The organism is Novosphingobium pokkalii (assembly GCF_014652855.1).
Classification (GTDB): Bacteria; Pseudomonadota; Alphaproteobacteria; order Sphingomonadales; family Sphingomonadaceae; genus Novosphingobium; species Novosphingobium pokkalii.
Window position 1 is genome coordinate 1 of the sequence record NZ_BMZP01000032.1, and the last position, 21,046, is coordinate 21,046.

Sequence of the window (21,046 nt, forward strand, 5' to 3'; positions counted from 1 at the left end):
ACGCGCCGCCTGGAACGACGCATTCCTGCTCTCCGTACTCCGTCATATGCGATAGCCCTGCCGAGGCGGGGAGGGGGACCAGCCGCAGGCTGGTGGAGGGGAGTGCCGGCCTTGAATGCCGCTTCAGGCTGCCACTCCCCTCCACCACGCTTCGCGCGGTCCCCCTCCCCGTTCCGGGGAGGTTACTTTTCCAGCAGCCTTGGCATCAGTTCGACGAAATTGCAGGGGCGGTTGCGGCTGTCGAGCTGTTCGGCCAGAATGCCGTCCCAGCCATCCTTCACCGCGCCGTTGGAGCCGGGCAGGGCGAAGATGTAGGTTCCGCGCGCCACCACGGCGCAGGCGCGGGACTGGATCGTGCTGGTGCCGATGGTCTTGTAGCTGAGCCAGCGGAACAGTTCGCCAAAGCCGGGAATGTCGCGCGTTTTCACGCGGTCGAGCGCTTCGGGCGTCACGTCCCGCCCGGTCAGCCCGGTGCCGCCGGTGATCACCACGGCATCGACCTGGGGATCGTCGATCCAGTTGTTGAGCCGGGTGGCGATCACCCCGGCATCGTCCTTTTCGATCGCGCGCGCGGTCAGGGCGTGCCCGGCGTCGCGAATGCGCTGGGCTAGAATGTCACCCGAGGTGTCCTCATCTGGTCCGCGCGTGTCGGAAACCGTGAGCAGGGCGATGTTGATCGGCTTGAACGTGCGGGTCGGGTCGATGGCCATGCGTGCCTGATGCGCTCAATTGCCGCCCATCGCAACCCGCACGTTGTCCGCGCCCGAAAGGCCGGGGAACTTGGGCCACAGCCCCTGGACCAGCCCGATCCGGCTTTCCGAAGGGCCACCGGCCTGGCGCTCGTACATCCAGTAATTGCGCATCACGGCCGCGACATAGCCGCGCGTTTCCCAATAGGGGATGGATTCCATCCACAGCAGCGGATCGCCCTGATCCTTCACCTGCACGTTCCAGCGCGCCACCGGCACCGGCCCGGCATTGTACGCGGCGATCACCTTGGGCAGCAGACCCCCGGTGGCGCCATTGTCGCGCAGGCGGGTGAGGTAGGTCTGCCCGAAGGCGAGGTTGACGTCGGGCAGGTCGAGCTGGCTGTCGCGCCCCTGCATGACCGGGTCGGCACGAGCCATGTCGCGTGCGGTGCCGGGCAGGACCTGCATCAGGCCCTTGGCGCCGGCGGGGCTGGTGACGGCGGTGCGGAAGTTCGATTCCTGCAAGGAATGGGCAAACAGCAGCGCCGGATCGACTTTCCAGCCATTGGCCGGCACCCACTTGGGCGCGGGGAAGCGTGCCGCAGCATCGGCACGGGCACCGGGCGGGGCGTTGTAGGCCATCCAGAGCTGGGTGGAGGGTAGCCCGAGATCGCGGGCGAGGCGCGAGAGCGGGGCATATTGGCTGGGCGCGCCGATGCGGGCCTGATAGCGCAGCACATCGTCGGCCAGGCCATCGGCGCCGATTTCGGCAAGCTGCACGGCCAGGCGCACATTGTTGACATCGCGCAGCGACTGCCAGTCCGACGCGGAGAAATCGGGCGCGGCGGCCGGCGTGGCATTGCGCAGGCCAAGCGCCTCTGCCGCCATCATGCCATAGAGCGTGTCGGTGTTGCGCGCGGCGGCGCGCAGCAGGTTGGATACCTTTTCGGGCTGGCGACAGCGCACCAGCGCGCGGCTCGCCCAATAATAGCCGGCGGCGACGAGTTCGGGATTGCTGCCCTGCTGTGCCGACTGTGCAAAGGCATCGGCGGCGGCCATGCAATCGTCCATGCGCCAGGCGGCCAGCCCAGCGGTCCACAGCGCCTCGGCCACCCACGGGCCGGAGCCGCCCTGCGTGGCGGACAGTGCGACGAGCCGGGCATTGGCATCGTCGTTCTCGATATAGAAGCTCCAGCCCACTTTCTGGCGCCATTCGGCGCGGGCTTCGGGCGAAAGCCCGGCGTCGATGCCATCGAGCAGCACGCGCGCGCCCATCGGGTCGTCGGCCTTGATCCGCTCCTGGATCGCCTGGGCCACGGTATCGGGCATCGTGCCATCGGCAGTGCTGCGCGGACGGGTGCGGCGTGGCGTGCTGGGCAGCGCGGCCAGCGATTGCGCGCTGGGCGTGATCGGCAGGCTGGTGGCGCCCCGCTTGAGCGCCAAACGGCCAAGCTGGTCGGTCCACGGCAGGTCCGGCGCGCGGCTGATTAGGTCGGTCAGCGAGGCAAGGTCGGCCTTGGGCGAACTGGCAGCGAGATAATATTGCGCGCGGGCCACGGCATGGAGCGGGCCGTCGCTGCGCTGGGCCAGCATCGACTGGACATTGGTCCAGTCCTGCCGCTCGATCGCGGCGAAGAGTTGGGTGTAATAGGTGCGGTCTTCCTGGCTCAGCAACGTGGGCACCGCGGTGCGGTCTGCCCGGCTGCGAAAGTATTCCACGGCCGCGCTGTTGGCGTGTGCAGGCGCCGCCAGACCGGCAAGGCTGGCAAGCGCCAGAGCCGGCAGGCAAGCGCGGTGAATGCGCCGGTTCATCACGTCAGGTCTGTTCCCGTCCAATCGAGCAAGCGGTTCCACAATGCCGCCTTGTGCGCCGGGCGAGCCACGAGCGCCGCAAGATCGTATGCGAAAACCGCCGGTACGCATCCCCTGTCATGGTTAAACTCTCGTAAATCGGCAGCATTAATCGGCAAGTCGTGTCCGATCAGCGTTGAAATGCCGTTGCGGCCCAGCACCAGCACGCGCTGCGGGGCCGCCAGCGCGGCGTGATGGGCCAGCAGCGCGCCCAATCCCTCGGCCCGCAACTGCGTCCAATCCGGCATCGGCACATGCACCGGCAGCGCGCTGGCGCAATAGACCTGCGTGCGCGACAGGCCCAGTGCGCCGAGCAGGCCATCGACCAGCTTGCCGCCCCGGCCGGTCAGCAGGCCGGTGGCATCGTCTTCCTCGGGCATCGGCAGCAGGATCATCAGCGGCGCACCGGCCGGCCCGCTGGGCGCCAGGCGCCGCGCGGCGGGGAACGGCAGGCTGGGTGTTTCCAGCCACCAGGCGTGGAATTCCTCCAGGGTCTGTGGCCAATCGCGCGCCAGGCCGCCCATGGCCGGGGGCGGTGGTGGCGGCGCGAAGGCGGGCGCGCTGGCCGCAGCCTTGGCTGCCACCTTGCGTTCGCTGGCCAGCCAGGATTGCGGCGCGTCGGCAAAGTCGCCATCGACACCGGCATCCTCCCACCAGGCAAAGGCGGCATCGATCAGCGTGGCCAATCCGTGGCCGGACGGTTCGCTCATGCCGCAACCACGGGCACTATGCCTTTTTGTGTCATGGAGTGGCCTGTGTGGGCATTGTCATGCACACCCTATTGACCTTGGGCGCCCCAGCTTTCAAGGCTGCACCGCATAATCGCGTGATTAACAGCCCGGGTTCTGACGGGCGCCAAAGAGATTGGGTGGATGGAGCGGGGACGATGAGCGAACGGGAATCGATGCCTTATGACGTGGTGATCGTCGGCGGCGGGCCGGCGGGCCTGGCCGCGTCGATCCGGGTGAAGCAGCTCAATCCCGATCTTTCGGTGTGCATCCTGGAGAAGGGTTCGGAAATCGGCGCCCACATCCTGTCGGGCGCGGTGGTCGATCCCAAGGCACTGGACGAATTGCTGCCCGAATGGCGCACGATGGGCTGCCCCATGGCCGAAGTGCCGGTGACCGACAATTGGCACTGGGTGCTGACCAAGACCAAGAAATACGCCATTCCGCATTGGCCGATGCCGCCGTTCATGTCCAACGACGGCAACTATACCGGCAGCCTGGGCAACCTGTGCCGCTGGCTGGCCGAGCAGGCGACCGAACTGGGCGTGGAAATCTTCCCCGGCTTCCCGGCGGCCGAAGTGCTGTTCAACGAGGCTGGCGCGGTGATCGGCGTCGCCACCGGCGACATGGGCGTGGCCAAGGACGGCAGCCACAAGCCCGATTACCAGCCGGGCATGGAACTGCATGCCAAGTATACCCTGTTTGCCGAAGGTGCGCGTGGCAGCCTGACCAAGCGCCTCAAGCAGCATTTCGACCTGGAACGGGATTGCCAGCCGCAGGTCTATGGCCTGGGCATCAAGGAGCTGTGGGATATCGACCCGGCCAAGCATGTGCCGGGCCGCGTGCTCCACACCCAAGGCTGGCCGCTTTCGGAAAGCAATTCGTGGGGCGGCGGCTTCCTCTATCACCAGGCGAACAACCAGGTCGCGCTCGGTTTCGTTACCGCGCTCGATTACGCCAATCCCTATGTCTATCCTTATGAGGAATTCCAGCGCTGGAAGCAGCACCCGGAAATCCGCGCCATCCTGGAAGGCGGGCGGCGCGTGGCCTACGGCGCGCGGGCGATCAACGAAGGCGGCTGGCAATCGGTGCCGCGCCTGTCGTTCCCCGGTGGCGCGCTGATCGGCTGCTCGGCCGGGTTCGTCAACGTGCCGCGCATCAAGGGCAGCCACACCGCGATGAAGAGCGGCATGCTGGCGGCCGAGGCGATCGTTGCGGCAGCCGCCGCCGGGCGCGAGCATGACGACATGGTGGAATACGATGCCGCCGTGCGCGAAAGCTGGATCGCCAAGGAACTCAAGCTGGTGCAGAACGCGCAGCCGCTGGTGGCCAAGTTCGGTGGCGCCTGGGGTACGATCCTGGCCGGGGCGGACATGTGGGGCCGCGTGCTCAAGGTGAACCCGATCAAGGGCCTCAAGCACCACACCGATGCCGAAGCGACGCAGCGCGCCGATCTCTACAAGCCGATCGCCTATCCCAAGCCCGATGGCGTGATCAGCTTCGACCGCCTGACCAGCGTGTCATTCTCGTACACCAACCACGAGGAAGACCAGCCGTGCCACCTCGTGCTCAAGGATCCCGAGGTGCCCACTCGCGTCAACCTGCCGCTCTACGCCGGGCCGGAAGCGCGGTTCTGCCCGGCGGGTGTCTATGAGTTCGTCGGCGTCGAGGAGGGTACGCCGCGCTTGCAGATCAACGCGCAGAACTGCGTCCACTGCAAGACCTGCGACATCAAGGACAAGACCCAGAACATCGATTGGGTGACGCCCGAAGGCGGCGGTGGCCCCAACTATCCCAATATGTAAGAGGCCGTTGTTCGCACAATGCATGAAACGGCCTATGCCAAGATCAACCTGGCGCTGCACGTTCGCGCGCGGCGCCAGGATGGCTATCACGAGCTGGAAACCGTCTTTGCCTTCGTCGATGCCGGCGATGAACTGGCGGTAGGCCCGGCAGCGCAGGACGGCCTGCGTGTGGTGGGCGAATTCGGCGGCGAACTGGCCGATCCGTTTGGCAATATCGTGGCCAGGGCGCTGACGGCCCTGCCGCGACAGGCGGGCTGGGCCGTCACGCTGGAAAAGCGCCTGCCGGTCGCGGCCGGGCTGGGCGGGGGTTCGGCCGATGCCGGGGCGGTGTTCCGCCTGGTGGAGCGGGCGCAGGGCCTGCCGGCCGACTGGCATGCCCGCGCCGCTGCGCTCGGGGCCGATGTTCCGGCCTGCGTGGCCAGCCGCGCCTGCATCGGGCGCGGCACCGGCACGGATCTGCAAGCGGTGCCCCACAATGACCTGGCCGGTTGCCCGGTGCTGCTGGTCAATCCGCGCATTCCATTGGCGACCGGGCCGGTGTTCAAGGGCTGGGACGGGATCGATCGCGGGCCACTGCCCGAGGGCGACTTGCGCACGATCGCGCGCGATGGGCGCAACGATCTGGAAGCGCCAGCGCTGGCGCTGGTGCCGCAGATCGGGGACGTTTTGGCGGCCCTGCGCGAAACCGGCGCCTGGCTGGTGCGCATGTCCGGCTCTGGCGCGACGTGCTTTGCGCTTTATGATGATGCCGCCGCGCGCGATCGGGCGCAGGCGGCCATGCCGGCGGCCTGGTGGACGCTGGCCGGAGCGCTGCGATGAGCCACGAGGCCTGGACCCTGCTGGGCACGCCCACCGCTGGCGGCGTGCTGGTCGTGTCGGACCACGCCTCGGCGCGGGTGCCCGAAGACATCGACCTGGGTATCGATCCGGCGCTGCTGACCCAGCATGTGGCGATCGACATCGGCGTGGCCGAAATCGGCGCGCTGCTGGCGCAAGTGCCGGGTGTCGCCGCGTTCCTGGGCGGGGTTAGCCGCCTGGTCTGCGACTTCAACCGCGACGCCGATGCGCCCGCCGTGGTGCCGCTGGCCAGCGATGGCCACCCCATTCCCGGCAATGCGCTGGACGAGGCCGGACGGGCTGCGCGGCTGGCGCGTTTCTTCGATCCCTATCACGCCGCGCTGGAGCAGGTGCTGTCCGCCTATGATCCGGCCCTTATCCTTTCGCTGCACAGCTTTACGCCACGTCTTTCAAGCGATCCCGCACAAGCCCGGCCCTGGCATGTCGGCGTGCTCTACAACCAGGACGAGCGCGCCGCGCGGCTGGCGCTGGACTGGCTGGCGCAGGAGCCGGGCCTGTGCGTGGGTGACCAGCAGCCCTATTCCGGGCGCCTGCTCAACGCCACGATGAACCGCCACGCCGAGGCGCATGGGCGGCCCTATGTGGGCCTTGAACTGCGCCAGGATCTGATCGGCGATGCCGAGGGGCAGGCCGCATGGGCAGAACGGCTCGGTCGCTTGCTGCCGGCGGTGGTTGCAGGCCTTTCGTAAAAGTCGCAAACGTAACCTTGGACCTGCGGCCGCAGGTGGAGTAGGGGCTCGCTCTTGCGCCCGCGCGGTGCGCACCTGAAATGCCCGTCTGGAGTCCTGAACAATGCCCGCCTATCGCTCCCGCACTTCGACCCACGGCCGCAACATGGCGGGCGCGCGCAGCCTGTGGCGCGCCACGGGGATGAAGGACGGCGATTTCGGCAAGCCGATCGTCGCGGTGGTCAACTCGTTCACGCAGTTCGTGCCGGGCCATGTCCACTTGAAGGATCTGGGCCAGATGGTCGCGCGAGAGATCGAGGCGGCCGGTGGCGTGGCCAAGGAATTCAACACCATCGCCGTGGATGATGGCATCGCCATGGGCCATGATGGCATGCTCTATTCGCTGCCCAGCCGCGACCTGATCGCCGACAGCGTGGAATACATGGTCAACGCGCACTGCGCCGATGCCATGGTCTGCATCTCCAACTGCGACAAGATCACGCCGGGCATGCTGATGGCGGCGCTGCGCATCAACATTCCGGTGGTGTTCGTTTCGGGTGGGCCGATGGAAGCGGGCAAGGTCGTGCTGCGCGGCAAGGAGCATGCGCTCGACCTGGTCGATGCCATGGTCGTGGCGGCTGACGACAATTACAGCGACGAGGAAGTGGCCGACATCGAGCGGTCGGCCTGCCCCACGTGCGGCTCGTGCTCGGGCATGTTTACCGCCAATTCGATGAACTGCCTCACCGAGGCGCTGGGCCTGTCGCTGCCGGGCAATGGTTCGACTCTGGCCACCCACGCCGATCGCCAGCGCCTGTTCCTGGAAGCCGGGCGCCTGGCCGTGGACCTGTGCAAGCGCTATTACGAAGAGGGCGACGAAAGCGTGCTGCCGCGCGCCATCGCCAATTTCCGCGCGTTTGAAAACGCCATGAGCCTGGACATCGCCATGGGCGGTTCCACCAACACGGTGCTCCACTTGCTGGCCGCCGCGCACGAGGCCGGGGTGGATTTCACCATGGCCGATATCGACCGCCTCTCGCGCCGTGTGCCGGTGCTGTCCAAGGTGGCACCGGCCAAGAATGACGTGCACATGGAAGACGTGCACCGCGCCGGCGGGATCATGGCGATCCTGGGCGAACTCGATCGCGCCGGGCTGCTGCACACCGATACGCCCACGGTGCATAGCCGCACCATGGCCGATGCCCTGGCGCAGTGGGACGTGGCGCGCACCAATGCGCCCTCGGTGCAGGAATTCTATCGCGCCGCGCCCGGTGGCGTTCCGACGCAGACCGCCTTCAGCCAGAACCGCCGCTGGAGCGAACTGGACCTCGACCGCGAGAACGGCGTGATCCGCAGTGCCGAACATGCCTTCAGCCAGGACGGTGGCCTGGCCGTGCTGGCGGGCAATCTTGCCGCCGATGGCTGCATCGTGAAGACGGCGGGCGTGGATGAAAGCATCCTCAAGTTCACCGGGCCGGCCAAGGTCTATGAAAGCCAGGATGCGGCGGTGACGGCGATCCTCACCGGCCAGGTGGTGGAAGGCGATGTCGTGCTGATCCGCTATGAAGGCCCCAAGGGCGGGCCGGGCATGCAGGAAATGCTCTATCCGACCAGCTATCTGAAGTCCAAGGGCCTGGGCAAGGCCTGCGCGCTGGTGACCGACGGGCGCTTTTCCGGGGGCAGCTCGGGCCTGTCGATCGGCCACGTTTCGCCGGAAGCGGCCGAGGGAGGCGATATTGCCCTGGTCGAGACCGGTGACCTCATCGCCATCGACATTCCCGCCCGCACGATCGACGTGCTGGTCGCGCCGGAGGAACTCGCCCGCCGTCGCGCCGCGATGGAAGCCAAGGGTGCCGATGCCTGGCAGCCGGCCAAGCCGCGCGCGCGCAAGGTTTCCGTGGCGCTCCAGGCCTATGCCGCGATGACCACCAGCGCCGCGCGCGGCGCCGTGCGCGATCTGGCGCAGTTGAAGCGGGGCTGATGCGGCGGGCGGGCGTTCTCGGGCTGCTGCTGGCGCTCTCTGCCTGCGGGCAGGGCGCCGGCTCTGCGCCCGAACCGCCGATGGTGAAGATCGACTGCGCCACCGACGGCGCCCGGGTCTTTGCCCTCGATTGCCGGGTCGAGCCTGTGGTCGAAGGCGCGCGGCACCTGCTGGTGGTGCATCACCCCGGCGGGGGCTTTCGCCGCTTGCTGAAAGTGGATGACGGGCGCGGCGTGATTGCCGCCGATGGCGTGGTGCCGGCGACCGTCGCCTGGTTGGCCGATGGCCGGCTGGAAGTGACCGTGGGCAGCGATCGCTATCGCTTTCCCGCCAAAGTGAAAGCCGATGTCCAGCCAAAACCCTGACCGCCTGAGCCGTGACTCTGGGCAAGTCTTGACCGTGGCGCAGATGCGCGCGGCCGAAGAGGCGCTGATGGCGGCGGGCAGCGATGTCCACGCCCTGATGCAGCGCGCCGGGCGCGGCGCGGGCGAATGGGTGCGCCGCGTGGCGGCCGGGCGGCGCGTGACCGTGCTGTGCGGGCCGGGCAACAATGGCGGCGATGGCTATGTCATCGCCCGCATGCTGGCCGATGCCGGGTTGCGCGTGGCGGTGATCGCGCCGCGCCCGCCGCAGACCGAAGCCGCGCGCCAGGCCCGCGCCGCCTATGCCGGCGTGGTGCATGACAGCGCTGTGGCCGGGCTGGGCGGGGTGCTGGTCGATTGCCTGTTCGGCAGCGGCCTGACGCGCCCGCTGGACGATGCGACGCTTGGCCTGCTCCGCGATCTGGCGGCGCGCCATGCCTATCGCATCGCGGTGGACCTGCCGAGCGGCGTGGCCAGCGACAGCGGCGCCTGCCTCAACCCCGGCTTGCCGGACTGGCACCTGACGCTGGCGCTGGGCGCGTGGAAGCATGCCCACTTTGCCATGCCCGCTTGCGCCAAGATGGGCGCGCTGCGGCTGGTGGAGATCGGCGTCGCGGCGGTTCCCGGCGCCGCGCGCGTGTTGGAAAAGCCTGTCCTGACAGCGCCGGCGGCAGACGCGCACAAGTATCGGCGCGGGTTGCTGGGCATTGTGGCGGGCGCGATGCCGGGCGCGGCCCTGCTGGCGGCAACGGCGGCCTTGCGCGGCGGGGCGGGGTATGTGCAGGTGCTGGCCGGTGATGCCGGCCTGCCGGGCGCGCCGCCGGAGCTGGTGGTGCGCGAAGGCCCGCTGGAGGATGTGCTGGCCGACAGCCGCTTTGCCGCGCTGCTGGTCGGGCCGGGACTGGGCCGCGATGATGCGGCGGCGGCACGGCTTGCGGCCGCGCTCGCGGCAGGCAAGCCGATGGTGATCGATGCCGATGCGCTGGTGCTGCTGGCGCCGGCCATGCTGCGGGAAACGGCGCTGGTGCTGACCCCGCACGAAGGAGAGATGCAGGTTTTGGAACGCAATTTCGGGCTTTCGGGCCAGGGCGAACGCCCCGCGCGCGCCTTGGCGCTGGCACAGGCGGCGCAGGCCGTGGTGATTCTCAAGGGGCCTGACAGCCTGATCGCCACGCCGCAGGGCGCGGTCACCGTGGCGCCGCGCGCGTCGTCGTGGCTCTCGGTGGCGGGCAGCGGCGATGTGCTGGCCGGCACGGTGGCCAGCCGTCTTGCCACCACGCGCGATGCGGTGCGGGCCGCGCATGAAGGGCTGTGGCTGCATGGCGCCGCCGCGCAGCTTGCCGGCCCGGCGCTGACCAGTGGCGATCTGGCCCATGCCATCGGCCCGGCCTTGCAGGAGGCCCTGGCATGAGCACCGCCGCCACGATCGTGCGCGTTGCGGCCAAGGGCGAAGGCGCCACTGCCGATGGGCGCTATGTCGCGCTGTCCGCCCCCGGCGACGTGCTGGAGGCCGATGGCACGCTGACCTGGGGGCCGAACCATGTCGAGCCGCCATGCCGCCATTTCCCGGCGTGCGGTGGCTGCCAGTTGCAGCACCTGTCGGAAGCGGCGCTGCGCGATTATGTCGGTGGCCGCGTTGTCGGCGCGGCCAAGGGGCAGGACTTGGAGCCGGGCACGCCGGCGCCCACCCATCTGTCTCCGCCGCGCACCCGCCGCCGCGCCACGCTGCATGCCCAGGCGATCGGGCGCCGCGTGATGATCGGCTTTCGCGAGGGCGGCAGCCACAAGACGGTGGACATGCGCGAATGCCACGTCATCGCGCCGGAACTGTTCGCGCTGGTCGCCCCGCTGCGCGCGCTGCTGGAATCCTGGCAGGATCGCAAGCTGGCGGTGGACGTGGAAATGACTCTGGCCGACCAGGGCGTGGCGCTGGGCTTTACCGGGCTGGTGGCCGACAATCTGGCGCGGACCGAAGCCCTGCTTGATTTCGCTCGCGCCCATGGCCTGGCGCGGCTGACGCTCGATGCCGGCTATGGCCCGGAAACCACGTGGGAGCCCGATCCCGCCACGATCACCCTGGGCGGAACGCCGGTCAGCCTGCCGCCCGGTGCCTTTCTTCAGGCGACGGCCGATGGTGAGGCGGCGCTGGTTGCCGCCGCGCAAGAGTGGCTGGCGGGGGCGGCGACGGTGGCCGATCTCTTTTCGGGCCTCGGCACGTTCGCCTTTGCCCTCGCCGGGCCGGGCACCAAAGTGCTGGCGGTGGAAGCCGCGCGCGACGCGCATCTCGCTTGCCAGGCGGCGGCGCGCATGCAGAGCCGCCCGGTCCACGCGCTGCACCGCGACTTGTTCCGCAACCCGTTGCGCGCCGAAGAACTGAACCGCTTTGCCGCCGTGCTGCTCGATCCGCCGCGTGCCGGCGCGCGCGATCAGGTGGCGCAGATTGCCGCCTCCACCGTGGCGCGGGTGGTCTATGTCAGTTGCAATCCCGCCAGTTGGGCGCGCGATGCGGCCAGCTTGGTGGCGGCCGGCTATCGCCTGGAAGGGCTCAAGGCGGTGGGCCAGTTCCGCTGGTCCACCCATGTCGAACTGGCCAGCCTGTTCGTGAAAGACGCTTGAGGGGCCCCCGGCCTCAACGGGGCCGGGTCAGCACGATCAGCCGGTAATAGCCCAATGCCCCGTCGTGGATCGCGCAGGCCAGGCCTTCGCGCGCGGCGAGGGCCTGCGCCATGGCGGCAAGATCGGTGCGCGGAGTGACGTGAAATCGCGCGAGCCAGCGCTGGAGCAGCCGGCGCAGCGGGCCGGGCAGGCCCGCCGCATCGTGGAAATCGACCATGTGCAGCGATCCACCCGGCGCCAGCAGAGTGGCCGCATGGGCCACGGTTTCCCGCCAGGGCGGGATCATCGACAGGGCAAAGGAAATCACGATGCGATCGAACCGCGCGGTGCCGAGCAACCCTTGCGCGTCGAACGCGCTGGCATCGGCCAGCGCCAGACGCGCGGTTTCCCCCAGGCGCGCCTTGGCCGACGTCAGCATTTCGCGCGAGATGTCGATGCCATGCAGGCGCATGCCGGGCCAGCGTCGGGCGATCCGGTCCAGGTTGCGCCCGGTGCCGCAGCCCAGTTCCAGCACGCGCGCGCCGGGCGGAGCATGCAGGTCCCGGATCAGGCGGTCGCGGCCGAACAGGTAATACTTGCGGGTGATGTCATAGATGCGCACCTGGCGGCGATAGATCGCATCCATCAGCGCGCCATGGTCGCGCGCCGGCCCGGCCAGCATGCTCATGCGCGCAGCTCGTAAAGATGCACGCCGCCGTAGATCGAGGAACGATCGCGCGCGGTAAAGCCGGCGCTGGCCTGCGCGTGATAGGTCCAGCGGTCGAGCAGGGCAGGCGCTACGCGGCCGGGGAGAAGGGTGGGCGCGGCGGCGGTGCGGAACAGCACGCGCGCACCGGGGCGGGCGGTGCGGGTGATCTGCTGCCACAGGGCGTTGAGCTGGTCATCGCTCATCCAGTCCTGCGCGTCGAGCAGGACATAGCGATCGCGCGAGGAATCGGGCAGGGTGGCGAGGTGCTCGGTGAAATTGGCATGCAGCACTTGCACGCGGGCCGCGCGGGCGCGCACCACGTCCCAGTTGGCGGCCTGGAGATAGGGCGGCAGCGGGGCCTGGTCGCTGCGGGCATAGCCGCGCGAAAAGGCCTGCCAGGCGAAGTAGTTCTCATCCACCGGGAAATCGCAGGCGAGCTTTTCCAGGCGGCGGCGCAGCACTTGCGCCATGGGCTGGTCACCGGCCAGGGCATCGAACTGCGCGGGCGGAATGCCCAGGCCGAACAGGGCGGCAGGCTGGTCGGTCAGCCAGCGCACGAAGCGCTTGTCGAACACCGGGGCCAGTTCGCGCTCGAACACCGCGCGCTGCGCGTCCTGCGTGGGTGCGGCCAGAATCTGCGCCAGATCGATGCGATAGAGCTTGGCCAGCAGATGCGCGACGCCGATGAAATTGCCCAGCAGCCCGCGCTTGTAGATGCCCTTGGTGAACCCGCCGATGCGGCGGCGGCCGATCAGGTCGCGCCCTTCCCAATAGCGGCGCGTCGGTTCGTCCAGCACCGGGGCCAGGTGCGCGCGATAGGCGGCGATGTTGGCCGGGCTGTCGGCCTGCGCGAAAAAGCGGTGGAACGCGGCATGATCCGGCAAGGCCTGCGCGGCGGCCAGCTTGAGCTTGTTGAGCGCGATATGCGCGGTGTTGAGATCGACGGCGGTGATGCTCTCGGGATTGGCGACGAGATAGGACAGCACGTTGCAGCCCCCGCTGGCGATAGCCACAACGCGGCTGTCGGGGCGAATCTGCAAGGCCTCCATGTCCACGTCCGGGTCTTCCCAGATCTGCGCATAGACCAGGCCGCGAAAGGCCAGGGCAAAGGCATGGTCGAGCAGGCGGTGGGCCACGCCGGCGCCCTTGCGCACGACGGAGCGGGTGATCGGGTTGCCGCCGTTGACGGTGGCGTGGTCCCGTTGGTGCTGCTGTTCCATGGCCTTGCTCTTTCCCATTGGTATGGATGGGCGGGCCATAAGGCAGTGGCGTTGCGGTAATGTGGCAAACCTGCGTGGTGCGGCCGGCGTGGTGCGGGTGATGCAGCGGGCGTTGCATGTCTTGCAATAGGACTTGGGTTTGTCATGTGCTTGCCCTATGGGCCTGCGCATGATGGTGCTGCCTGGCTTGGGCAGCCCGGCTACCCCCTGTTTTGACGAATGCCCCTTGCGGCAAAAGATGGAGTGACCATGGCTCAGGTTCTTGTGATTGGCGCTGGCGGCGTCGGCTCGGTCGCGGTCCACAAGATGGCGATGAATGCCGATATCTTCACCGGCATCGCCCTTGCCAGCCGCACCAAGAGCAAGTGCGACGCGATCGCCGCCTCGGTGAAGGAACGCACCGGTGTTGACGTGGCCACCTACCAGATCGATGCCGACGACGTGGCGGCGACGACGGCCCTGATCAACGACGTGAAGCCCGTGCTGGTGGTCAACCTGGCGCTGCCCTACCAGGATCTGTCGATCATGGATGCGTGCCTGGCGGCGGGCGTGCACTATATGGACACCGCCAACTACGAACCGCGCGACGAAGCCAAGTTCGAATACAAGTGGCAGTGGGCCTATCAGGAACGCTTCAAGGAAAAGGGCCTGATGGCCCTGCTCGGCTCGGGCTTCGATCCGGGCGTGACTTCGGTGTTCGCCACCTGGCTCAAGAAGCACAAGCTCGACACGATTCGCACGCTCGACATTCTCGATTGCAACGGCGGCGACCACGGCCAGGCCTTTGCCACCAACTTCAACCCGGAAATCAACATCCGCGAAGTGACCGCCCCGGCGCGCCACTGGCTGAATGGCGAATGGGTGGAAACCCCGGCGCTGACCATCCGCCAGCAGTTCGATTTCGAGGGCGTCGGCCCCAAGAACATGTACCTCATGTATCATGAGGAAATCGAAAGCCTGAAGACGCACCTGCCCGAAATCGAGCGCATCCGCTTCTGGATGACGTTCGGCGATGCCTATATCACGCACCTGACCGTGCTTCAGAACGTGGGCATGACGCGGATCGATCCGGTGGTCTACGAGGGCAAGGAAATCGTGCCCTTGCAGTTCCTCAAGGCCGTGCTGCCCGAGCCGGCCTCGCTCGGCGCCACGACCAAGGGCAAGACCAACATCGGTGACATTGCCACGGGCCTCAAGGACGGCGTTGAAAAGACGTTCTACATCTACAACATCTGCGACCATGAAGACGCCTTTGCCGAAACCGGCAACCAGGCGATCAGCTATACCACTGGCGTTCCCGCGATGATCGGTGCCGCGCTGGTGGTGCAGGGCCTGTGGAAGGGCGAGGGCGTGTTCAACATCGAACAGCTCGATCCCGATCCGTTCATGGACATGCTCAACCAGCATGGCTTGCCCTGGCAGGTGAAGGAACTGAGCGGTCCGCTCCAGTTCTGATCTTACGGTGGTTTGAGGCTTCGGCACCACCCCCCGACCCCCTCCTCTGAAGAGGAGGGGGAGTGAAACTCGAATAGCCCCCTCCTCTTTAGAGGAGGGGGTTGGGGGTGGTGGAAGCCATGCCCCAAGCCCACAGAAAGGCCCACCCATGGAAACCAGAGCCGGCGATCCGGGCGCCTTCGCCCATTTCGACCTGTCGCGCGTCGACAGCCCCGCCTTTGTCGTCGATGTCCAGGCGCTGCGCCGCAATCTGGCCACGCTGGCCGATATCCGCGACCGTGCCGGGATCAAGATCCTGGCCGCGCTCAAGGCCTTTTCGATGTGGCAGGTGGCGCCGGTGGTGGGGGAATACCTCGACGGTGTGTGCACCTCGGGCCTGTGGGAAGCCAAGCTGGCTGCCGAGCACTACCAGGGCGAGATCGCGACCTATTGCGCGGCCTACAAGGCGGAAGACCTGCCCGAAATCTGCGCGCTGTCGGATCATGTGATCTTCAATTCGCCGTTCCAGATCGCGCGGTTCAAGCCAGTGCTCGATGCGGCGCGGGCGGCGGGTCATGCCTTTGACGTGGGGCTGCGGATCAATCCGCTGCACCAGGAAGGTGAAGTGCCGCGCTATGATCCGTGCGCGCCGCATTCGCGCCTGGGCTTTCCGGTGGACCAGTTGCAGCCGGAGCATCTGGAAGGCGTTTCGGGCCTGCATTTCCACACCCTGTGCGAGCAGGATTTCGAGCCGCTGCGCCGCACCTGGGAGGCGCTGCTGCCACGCATCGCGCCGTTCCTGGGCCAGCTCAAGTGGCTGAACTTTGGCGGCGGCCATCACGTGACCCGCGCCGATTACCAGCGCGACGATCTCGTCGCCTTCCTGCGCGCGGTGAAGGCGCAGACCGGTTGCGAGCTCTATCTGGAACCGGGCGAGGCGGTTGCGCTCGATGCCGGCGTCCTGGTGGGCACCGTGCTCGATCGTCACTGGAACGGGATGGACATTGCCATCACCGACATTTCCGCCACCTGCCACATGCCCGACGTGATCGAGGCGCCCTATCGCCCGGCCATGCTGGGGGAACTGCCGATCGACGAATATGAGGACGGGCAGGGCGATGCCCCGGTACGCCTGGGTGGCCCTTCGTGCCTCGCTGGCGACGTGATCGGCGACTATCGCCTGCCGGCGCCGGCCGAACCGGGCACGCGCTTCGCGTTTCTCGACCAGGCGCATTATTCGATGGTCAAGACCACCACGTTCAACGGGGTGCCGCTGCCCTCGATCTGGCTGTGGGACAGCAACACGGACAGCCTCGATCTGATCCGCAAGTTCGCCTACGAAGATTTTCGCGACCGCTTGAGTTAACTTGCCTTTTCAAGGGTTTGACCCTGGCTGGGGGCTGTTTTTCTGCGCCCGGCCGGGGCCGGTCTGCGCCGATCCGAGCCGGGGTGTGTGACAGATTTGTGAAAGGGGGATTTTTTCGCTTGAAGTTCCCCCCCTTGGCCTTATTTAGCGCTTCCTCGCTGCCCCATGGGGACTTCCAAACCGCAAGGCAGCTTTCGTTCCACGTTCCGTTTGGGGGTCCCTTGAGTTGCACATTCATCCTGATGCACGGGCTGTAGTTCGCGCCACCGCGCCTGACCAACCCGCCATTTTGAACCGCCCGCATGCAGCAGCGCGCGCCGCCCGCTTCTTTGTCGAGAAGTTTCCGGGCAAGTCGCTCTATGCGGTCAAGGCCAACCCTTCGCCCGATCTCCTGCGCGTGCTGTGGGATGCCGGCGTGACGCACTATGACGTCGCCTCGATTACCGAGGTCAAGCTGGTGCGCGCCACGCTGCCGGACGCGACGCTGTGCTTCATGCACCCGGTCAAGGCGCCCCGCGCCATTGCCGAGGCCTATCACGCCTATGGCGTGCGCACGTTCAGCCTCGACTCGCTCGACGAGCTGGAAAAGATCCGCGTCGCCACCGATGGCGCCACGGACCTGACCCTGTGCGTGCGCCTGCGCGTCTCGTCGGAGCATTCGGAACTCAGCCTCGCGTCGAAGTTCGGCTGCGATCTGGTCGATGCGCGCGAACTGCTCCAGCAGAGCCGCCAGCTCGCCGATTGCCTGGGCGTGTGCTTCCACGTCGGCAGCCAGGCGATGAGCCCGCATGCCTATGTCCTGGCCCTGGAAAAGGCCCGTGCGGCGATCGTCGATGCGGCCGTCACCGTGGACATCATCGATGTCGGCGGGGGCTTCCCCTCGGTCTATCCGGGCATGGAGCCGCCGCCGCTCGAAGACTACTTCGCGCTGATCGACCGCACCTATGAATCGCTGCCGGTGTCCTATTCGGCGGAACTGTGGTGCGAGCCGGGCCGGGCGCTGTGCGCGGAATACAACTCGATCATCGTGCGCGTGGAAAAGCGCCGCGAGAACGAGCTGTTCATCAATGACGGTGCCTATGGCGCGCTGTTCGATGCCGCCCACGTCGGCTGGCGCTTCCCCGTGCGCCTGCTGCGCGAAGGCGACAACGACGCAGCCGGTGATGCCGAAGCGGTGGATTTCGCCTTCTACGGCCCCACCTGCGACGACATGGACTATATGCAGGGCCCGTTCCCGCTGCCCGCCGACGTCCGCGCCGGCGACTACATCGAGATCGGCATGCTCGGCGCCTATGGTGCGGCAATGAAGACCGCGTTCAACGGCTTTGAAGCGGTGGAAACCTACACCGTGTCCGACGAGCCGATGGCCAGCCAATACAACGGCAGCCGTCGCCACTTGCGGACCGGCGACAACGTGGTTTCGCTGCGCTGAATGCCATGAACCGGCGGATTCCGATCCGCCGGTTCATTTTTGCGTCAGCTTGCAATCGATATTGTGGCTTCAATCCCGAGTCCAATCGGGTCGCAACCCAGAAAAAGGCCCCGCCGATCCGATCGGCGGGGCCTTTTTTGGTTCGTGATCTTTGCAAACGAAACGCTTGGAAAGCTTTCGCTGCGTGGCGATGAAACGCGCCACGCAGCGTCAACGGTCAGAACTTCACGCCGGCCGAAACGCGGAAGTAACGGCCCATGATGGCGTCATAGTAGCGGTTCTGCGAGCTAGTGGAGCCGAATGCATACGGGTAGGGTACCGTGCGGTTGAACACGTTGTTCACCATGAAACGCAAGTCGAACTTCTTGTCCACCGTAAAGCCAAGCGAGCTGTTCACGAGCAGATAGGGGCTTACACGCGGATATTCATACTGCGTATCCGGCGAGTTCACCGCGATCTTGCTGGGGCCGTAATACATGAACTGCCACAGCCAGTCGAAGCTCTTGTTGGCATAGTCGAAGGTTGCCGTGAAGTTGTCGGCTGGTTCGGCAACCGATCCTACCGTCTTCTGCAAGTCACCCGTCCCAACCTGGTAGAAGTGCTTGAAAGTGTGCAGGTAGTTCACATTGATCATCAGTGCGCCAGAGTCCGACGACATCCCAAGGCGCGACAGCGGCAGTTCGAGGCGGCCATTCATCTGGAGGCCACGGAACTTCTCGATAGCAAGATTGTAATAGGAAGTCGCGAACGACGTAACCTGGGAATTGCCATCACGGGTGAACAGGTTGCAATACGTGCTGGGATAGCTTGCTGCGTCATAGCATGCCGCCATCACGTCGGTCAGCGAGAGGTTCTCGATGCCCTGCTTGATGTCTACGCTGACATAGTCGGCCGTCAGCGAGAAGCCCGGAAGCGCGTCGGGGGCAAGCACGCCGCCGACGGTCCAGCTATTGGCGATCTCGTTGCGCAGATTGCGATTGCCCTGCGACGTGCCCTTAGCGGTGTAATCGACAACGTTCGAGGTGAAGTCGGCCGGAACACCTGCCGCCGCGCAGTTCGCCGCGCGTCGCGCCGGGTTCGGGCCTTGGCCGATATAGCGTGAGTCGCACGGATCGTCGGCGGTTTGGAAAACCGATCCGATCGGGGCGAACAGCTCGGTGATGGCCGGTGCGCGGAACGAGCGGGTGTAGTTACCGCGAACGGTAAGGCCCTTTACCGGAGCATAGGTTCCGCCACCGGTGTATGACCAGAAACCACCCGTCATGCTGTTTTTCACGTAGCGGGCAGCGCCGTTGAAGTCGAGGCGATAGACCGCTGGTACATCATTATCCGGGCCCACCAGCGGCAGGTCGAGTTCGCCGAAACCTTCGTTGGTGTAGTAGCTGCCTGCCACCGGATCGATCGGAACCGAGCTGCCATAGCCGCTGCGCGTGCCATCACCGTTGTCCTGGCCGTAGAAGAACGCGCCTGGATCGAAGCGAGCGCTTTCGTAGCGGTGCTCGTAGCCCAGGACGAACTTGGCAAACCCGCCAGGAAGCTTGAACATGTCGCCCTTGATGTCGGCGATGATGTCAAACTGCTTGTTGATCTGGCGGGTGGTAGCGAGGGCGGTGATGTAGTCACGCGCCGCCTGGCTGGCGCGGTTGGTGCCGAACACGTTCAGCGGAGCGCACGTGCTGCTGATCGTGGCATAGGCTGCGCTGGTATAGCCGGGGCGGCAGACGATATTGCCATTGCCATCGCTGACCGCATCGAGTGCGTTGAAGTAGTTCTGGATGACGACTTCACGCGACGTGGTGGACGAGATCGACCGACCATACGTTGCGTTGACTTCCCAGTTGAACTTGCGTTCGCCTGCTTCGAAGTCACCTTCCAGGCCACCGACGAAGCGAAGCAGATCGCTGCTGGTGCGGAACGAGCCAGTTGCCAGGTCGGTGTTTGCGCGGGTCAGGTAGAACTGGCTGGTGTCGGCACCGGCGGCCGCCAGATTGCTAATGATCGTCGCGCGGTCAGCCGCGCTCAGGTAGGGGTTGGCCGTGCTGAACACCAGGTTGCCGTTGGCATCCCCTGCCGCCCCGAACAGAGCGGTGTTGTAAAATGGCTGATCGGCGATGTTGGTCGCGTAGTCCTTGCTGAACCACGCCTCACCCTTGAAGCGGAAGTGATCGGTGAAGTCGAAATGCGTCAGCACCGTTCCCTGATAGCGTTCCGACGATACCAGGAAGTTGGAATAATCACCGATAGCAAAGCCATCACCGCCGGCTTGGTAGAGCTGGTTGCCGGTCGGCGTGCCACTCTTGAACGGAACGAGTTGGCCTGCTGCGTTGAAGAAAAGGGGCTGCCCGGATGCGTTGGTTATCGCACCCAGCGCGTAAGGCACATAAGGGCCGCCATCGGTCAACTGCGTATTGATGAGCGGGACCGTATCCCCAACCATCGGCATGCCGGTGTTGGTGAAGATGTTGTAGTGCTGACCGCGATTGTAGAACTTGTTTACAAAGGTCGTATCGCTGTTGGTCGTTCCGAAGAATGGTGAAGATCCGCCCAGCGTGCTCTGCCGTGCCGACGACGCGATGCCGTACTGGCGGTCATAGTAGAAGTTGGCCGTGATATTGCCGCGACCTTCGGCGAAATTCTTGCCGGCCAGCACGGAAATGTTGTAGTTTTGGCCATCGCCGTGCTGCGAAACCCCGGTCGAACCGTTGATGTCGAGCCCCTGGAAGTTCTTCTTGAGAATGAAGTTGATCGTACCGGCAATGGCATCGGAACCATAGATCGGCGCCCCGCCGACAGAAACGACTTCGACACGTTCGACCAAGTTGGGGGCAATCTGCGAAAGATCGACAGGCGATCCGGCAACAGCGCCGAAAATGGAGCTGCTCGCCGGGCTGACGAAGCGCATGCCGTTGACCAGGGTGAGCGTGCGCTGCGACCCCAGGTTGTACATGTTGGCGAAGGTCTGGCCAGCGCCGAAGCTGCCCTGGCTGCCTACCGGGCCGTTGCCGGGGGTGCCGAAGGAAGGAAGCTGCTGCATCAGCGCAAGGCCGACGTTGGTGTAACCGCGCTTCGACAATTCGTCCGTGCCCAGCGTTACCACGGGCTGGTCGGTTACCGGGGCGCGGCTGATACGCGAGGCGGTGACGACAATGTCCGATCCGGTTTCTTCCGGCGTGGTGGAGGACGCTGGAGAGGACGGCAATTGGCTTGGCGAGGTGTCGGTGGTTTGTGCATGCGCCGCGCCGGCCAGCACGAACGGCACCAGCATGGATGCTGAAGCACAAAGCACGTGACGTGCTCCCCTGAAATGTGACCGCCCGATGGTAGAGTCCGACCACGAAGGAGTCGGAC

16 protein-coding genes are annotated in these 21,046 nt (G+C 66.3%); 10 read left to right on the plus strand and 6 right to left on the minus strand.

What is annotated here, in order from left to right; translation table 11 throughout:
* Positions 1-182: 182 nt before the first annotated feature.
* From moaB to IE191_RS19945, 3 genes are read right to left on the minus strand one after another with little or no spacing between them, the layout of a single operon-like run.
* Positions 183-710, minus strand: a complete 528-nt coding sequence (gene moaB / locus IE191_RS19935) for a molybdenum cofactor biosynthesis protein B (RefSeq protein WP_191326143.1) — start codon at positions 708-710, stop codon at positions 183-185.
* A 15-nt stretch (positions 711-725) separates the two neighbouring features.
* A complete protein-coding gene (locus IE191_RS19940; RefSeq protein WP_191326144.1) occupies positions 726-2,501 on the minus strand; it encodes a lytic transglycosylase domain-containing protein in 1,776 nt (591 codons plus the stop codon).
* On the minus strand, positions 2,501-3,250 hold the full coding sequence (locus IE191_RS19945) for a uracil-DNA glycosylase family protein (protein ID WP_191326145.1): 750 nt from the start codon (positions 3,248-3,250) through the stop codon (positions 2,501-2,503). The genes IE191_RS19940 and IE191_RS19945 overlap by 1 nt, the downstream gene beginning before the upstream one ends.
* A gap of 176 nt (positions 3,251-3,426) precedes the next feature.
* On the opposite strand from IE191_RS19945, the gene IE191_RS19950 reads away from it, so the two are divergent.
* The 7 genes from IE191_RS19950 to IE191_RS19980 all read left to right on the plus strand — a co-directional run bounded on the left by IE191_RS19950 (position 3,427) and on the right by IE191_RS19980 (position 11,558).
* Positions 3,427-5,073 carry an electron transfer flavoprotein-ubiquinone oxidoreductase gene (locus tag IE191_RS19950; RefSeq protein WP_191326146.1) on the plus strand — a complete coding sequence of 549 codons (1,647 nt, stop codon included), beginning with the start codon at positions 3,427-3,429 and terminating at the stop codon, positions 5,071-5,073.
* Positions 5,074-5,091: 18 nt separating this feature from the next.
* Complete coding sequence (locus tag IE191_RS19955; RefSeq protein ID WP_191326147.1) at positions 5,092-5,892, plus strand: 4-(cytidine 5'-diphospho)-2-C-methyl-D-erythritol kinase; 801 nt, start codon at positions 5,092-5,094, stop codon at positions 5,890-5,892.
* Positions 5,889-6,620, plus strand: a complete 732-nt coding sequence (locus IE191_RS19960) for an N-formylglutamate amidohydrolase (RefSeq protein ID WP_191326148.1) — start codon at positions 5,889-5,891, stop codon at positions 6,618-6,620. Before IE191_RS19955 ends, IE191_RS19960 begins: the two co-directional genes overlap by 4 nt.
* Before the next feature lie 103 nt (positions 6,621-6,723).
* Positions 6,724-8,580 (plus strand): dihydroxy-acid dehydratase, encoded by a 1,857-nt coding sequence (gene ilvD, locus IE191_RS19965; RefSeq protein WP_191326149.1) that lies wholly within the window; start codon positions 6,724-6,726, stop codon positions 8,578-8,580.
* A complete protein-coding gene (locus tag IE191_RS19970; protein WP_191326150.1) occupies positions 8,580-8,945 on the plus strand; it encodes a hypothetical protein in 366 nt (121 codons plus the stop codon). Before ilvD ends, IE191_RS19970 begins: the two co-directional genes overlap by 1 nt.
* Positions 8,926-10,353 carry an NAD(P)H-hydrate dehydratase gene (locus tag IE191_RS19975; RefSeq protein WP_191326151.1) on the plus strand — a complete coding sequence of 476 codons (1,428 nt, stop codon included), beginning with the start codon at positions 8,926-8,928 and terminating at the stop codon, positions 10,351-10,353. Before IE191_RS19970 ends, IE191_RS19975 begins: the two co-directional genes overlap by 20 nt.
* Positions 10,350-11,558: a class I SAM-dependent RNA methyltransferase gene (locus IE191_RS19980; protein WP_191326152.1), complete on the plus strand. Its 1,209-nt coding sequence runs from the start codon at positions 10,350-10,352 to the stop codon at positions 11,556-11,558. The genes IE191_RS19975 and IE191_RS19980 overlap by 4 nt, the downstream gene beginning before the upstream one ends.
* A 13-nt stretch (positions 11,559-11,571) precedes the next feature.
* On the opposite strand, the gene IE191_RS19985 is transcribed toward IE191_RS19980, so the two are convergent.
* Complete coding sequence (locus tag IE191_RS19985; RefSeq protein WP_229815706.1) at positions 11,572-12,225, minus strand: class I SAM-dependent methyltransferase; 654 nt, start codon at positions 12,223-12,225, stop codon at positions 11,572-11,574.
* Positions 12,222-13,466, minus strand: coding sequence for a BtaA family protein (locus IE191_RS19990; RefSeq protein WP_191326153.1), 1,245 nt, complete (start codon positions 13,464-13,466; stop codon positions 12,222-12,224). The genes IE191_RS19985 and IE191_RS19990 overlap by 4 nt, the downstream gene beginning before the upstream one ends.
* Positions 13,467-13,715: 249 nt before the next feature.
* On the opposite strand from IE191_RS19990, the gene IE191_RS19995 reads away from it, so the two are divergent.
* The 3 genes from IE191_RS19995 (at position 13,716) to IE191_RS20005 (ending at position 17,698) form a co-directional block, all read left to right on the plus strand.
* Positions 13,716-14,921 (plus strand): saccharopine dehydrogenase family protein, encoded by a 1,206-nt coding sequence (locus IE191_RS19995; protein ID WP_191326154.1) that lies wholly within the window; start codon positions 13,716-13,718, stop codon positions 14,919-14,921.
* 148 nt (positions 14,922-15,069) lie between these two features.
* Positions 15,070-16,266 carry a carboxynorspermidine decarboxylase gene (locus IE191_RS20000; RefSeq protein WP_191326156.1) on the plus strand — a complete coding sequence of 399 codons (1,197 nt, stop codon included), beginning with the start codon at positions 15,070-15,072 and terminating at the stop codon, positions 16,264-16,266.
* Between the two features lie 226 nt (positions 16,267-16,492).
* Positions 16,493-17,698, plus strand: coding sequence for a type III PLP-dependent enzyme (locus IE191_RS20005; RefSeq protein ID WP_191326159.1), 1,206 nt, complete (start codon positions 16,493-16,495; stop codon positions 17,696-17,698).
* A gap of 217 nt (positions 17,699-17,915) precedes the next feature.
* Here IE191_RS20005 and IE191_RS20010 read toward each other — a convergent pair whose 3' ends face one another.
* Positions 17,916-20,963, minus strand: coding sequence for a TonB-dependent receptor domain-containing protein (locus IE191_RS20010; protein WP_191326162.1), 3,048 nt, complete (start codon positions 20,961-20,963; stop codon positions 17,916-17,918).
* Positions 20,964-21,046 lie beyond the last annotated feature (83 nt).

What these genes read in the sequence shown, in the direction of transcription:
- IE191_RS19955 (WP_191326147.1), top strand. Translation starts at nt 5,092, where the DNA reads ATGCATGAAACGGCCTATGCCAAGATCAACCTGGCGCTGCACGTTCGC.
- IE191_RS19970 (WP_191326150.1), top strand. Translation starts at nt 8,580, where the DNA reads ATGCGGCGGGCGGGCGTTCTCGGGCTGCTGCTGGCGCTCTCTGCCTGC.
- IE191_RS19940 (WP_191326144.1), bottom strand. Translation starts at nt 2,501, where the DNA reads ATGAACCGGCGCATTCACCGCGCTTGCCTGCCGGCTCTGGCGCTTGCC.
- moaB (WP_191326143.1), bottom strand. Translation starts at nt 710, where the DNA reads ATGGCCATCGACCCGACCCGCACGTTCAAGCCGATCAACATCGCCCTG.
- IE191_RS20000 (WP_191326156.1), top strand. Translation starts at nt 15,070, where the DNA reads ATGGAAACCAGAGCCGGCGATCCGGGCGCCTTCGCCCATTTCGACCTG.
- IE191_RS19980 (WP_191326152.1), top strand. Translation starts at nt 10,350, where the DNA reads ATGAGCACCGCCGCCACGATCGTGCGCGTTGCGGCCAAGGGCGAAGGC.
- IE191_RS19960 (WP_191326148.1), top strand. Translation starts at nt 5,889, where the DNA reads ATGAGCCACGAGGCCTGGACCCTGCTGGGCACGCCCACCGCTGGCGGC.
- IE191_RS19950 (WP_191326146.1), top strand. Translation starts at nt 3,427, where the DNA reads ATGAGCGAACGGGAATCGATGCCTTATGACGTGGTGATCGTCGGCGGC.
- IE191_RS19995 (WP_191326154.1), top strand. Translation starts at nt 13,716, where the DNA reads ATGGCTCAGGTTCTTGTGATTGGCGCTGGCGGCGTCGGCTCGGTCGCG.
- IE191_RS20010 (WP_191326162.1), bottom strand. Translation starts at nt 20,963, where the DNA reads ATGCTGGTGCCGTTCGTGCTGGCCGGCGCGGCGCATGCACAAACCACC.
- IE191_RS19945 (WP_191326145.1), bottom strand. Translation starts at nt 3,250, where the DNA reads ATGAGCGAACCGTCCGGCCACGGATTGGCCACGCTGATCGATGCCGCC.
- IE191_RS19985 (WP_229815706.1), bottom strand. Translation starts at nt 12,225, where the DNA reads ATGAGCATGCTGGCCGGGCCGGCGCGCGACCATGGCGCGCTGATGGAT.
- ilvD (WP_191326149.1), top strand. Translation starts at nt 6,724, where the DNA reads ATGCCCGCCTATCGCTCCCGCACTTCGACCCACGGCCGCAACATGGCG.
- IE191_RS19975 (WP_191326151.1), top strand. Translation starts at nt 8,926, where the DNA reads ATGTCCAGCCAAAACCCTGACCGCCTGAGCCGTGACTCTGGGCAAGTC.
- IE191_RS19990 (WP_191326153.1), bottom strand. Translation starts at nt 13,466, where the DNA reads ATGGAACAGCAGCACCAACGGGACCACGCCACCGTCAACGGCGGCAAC.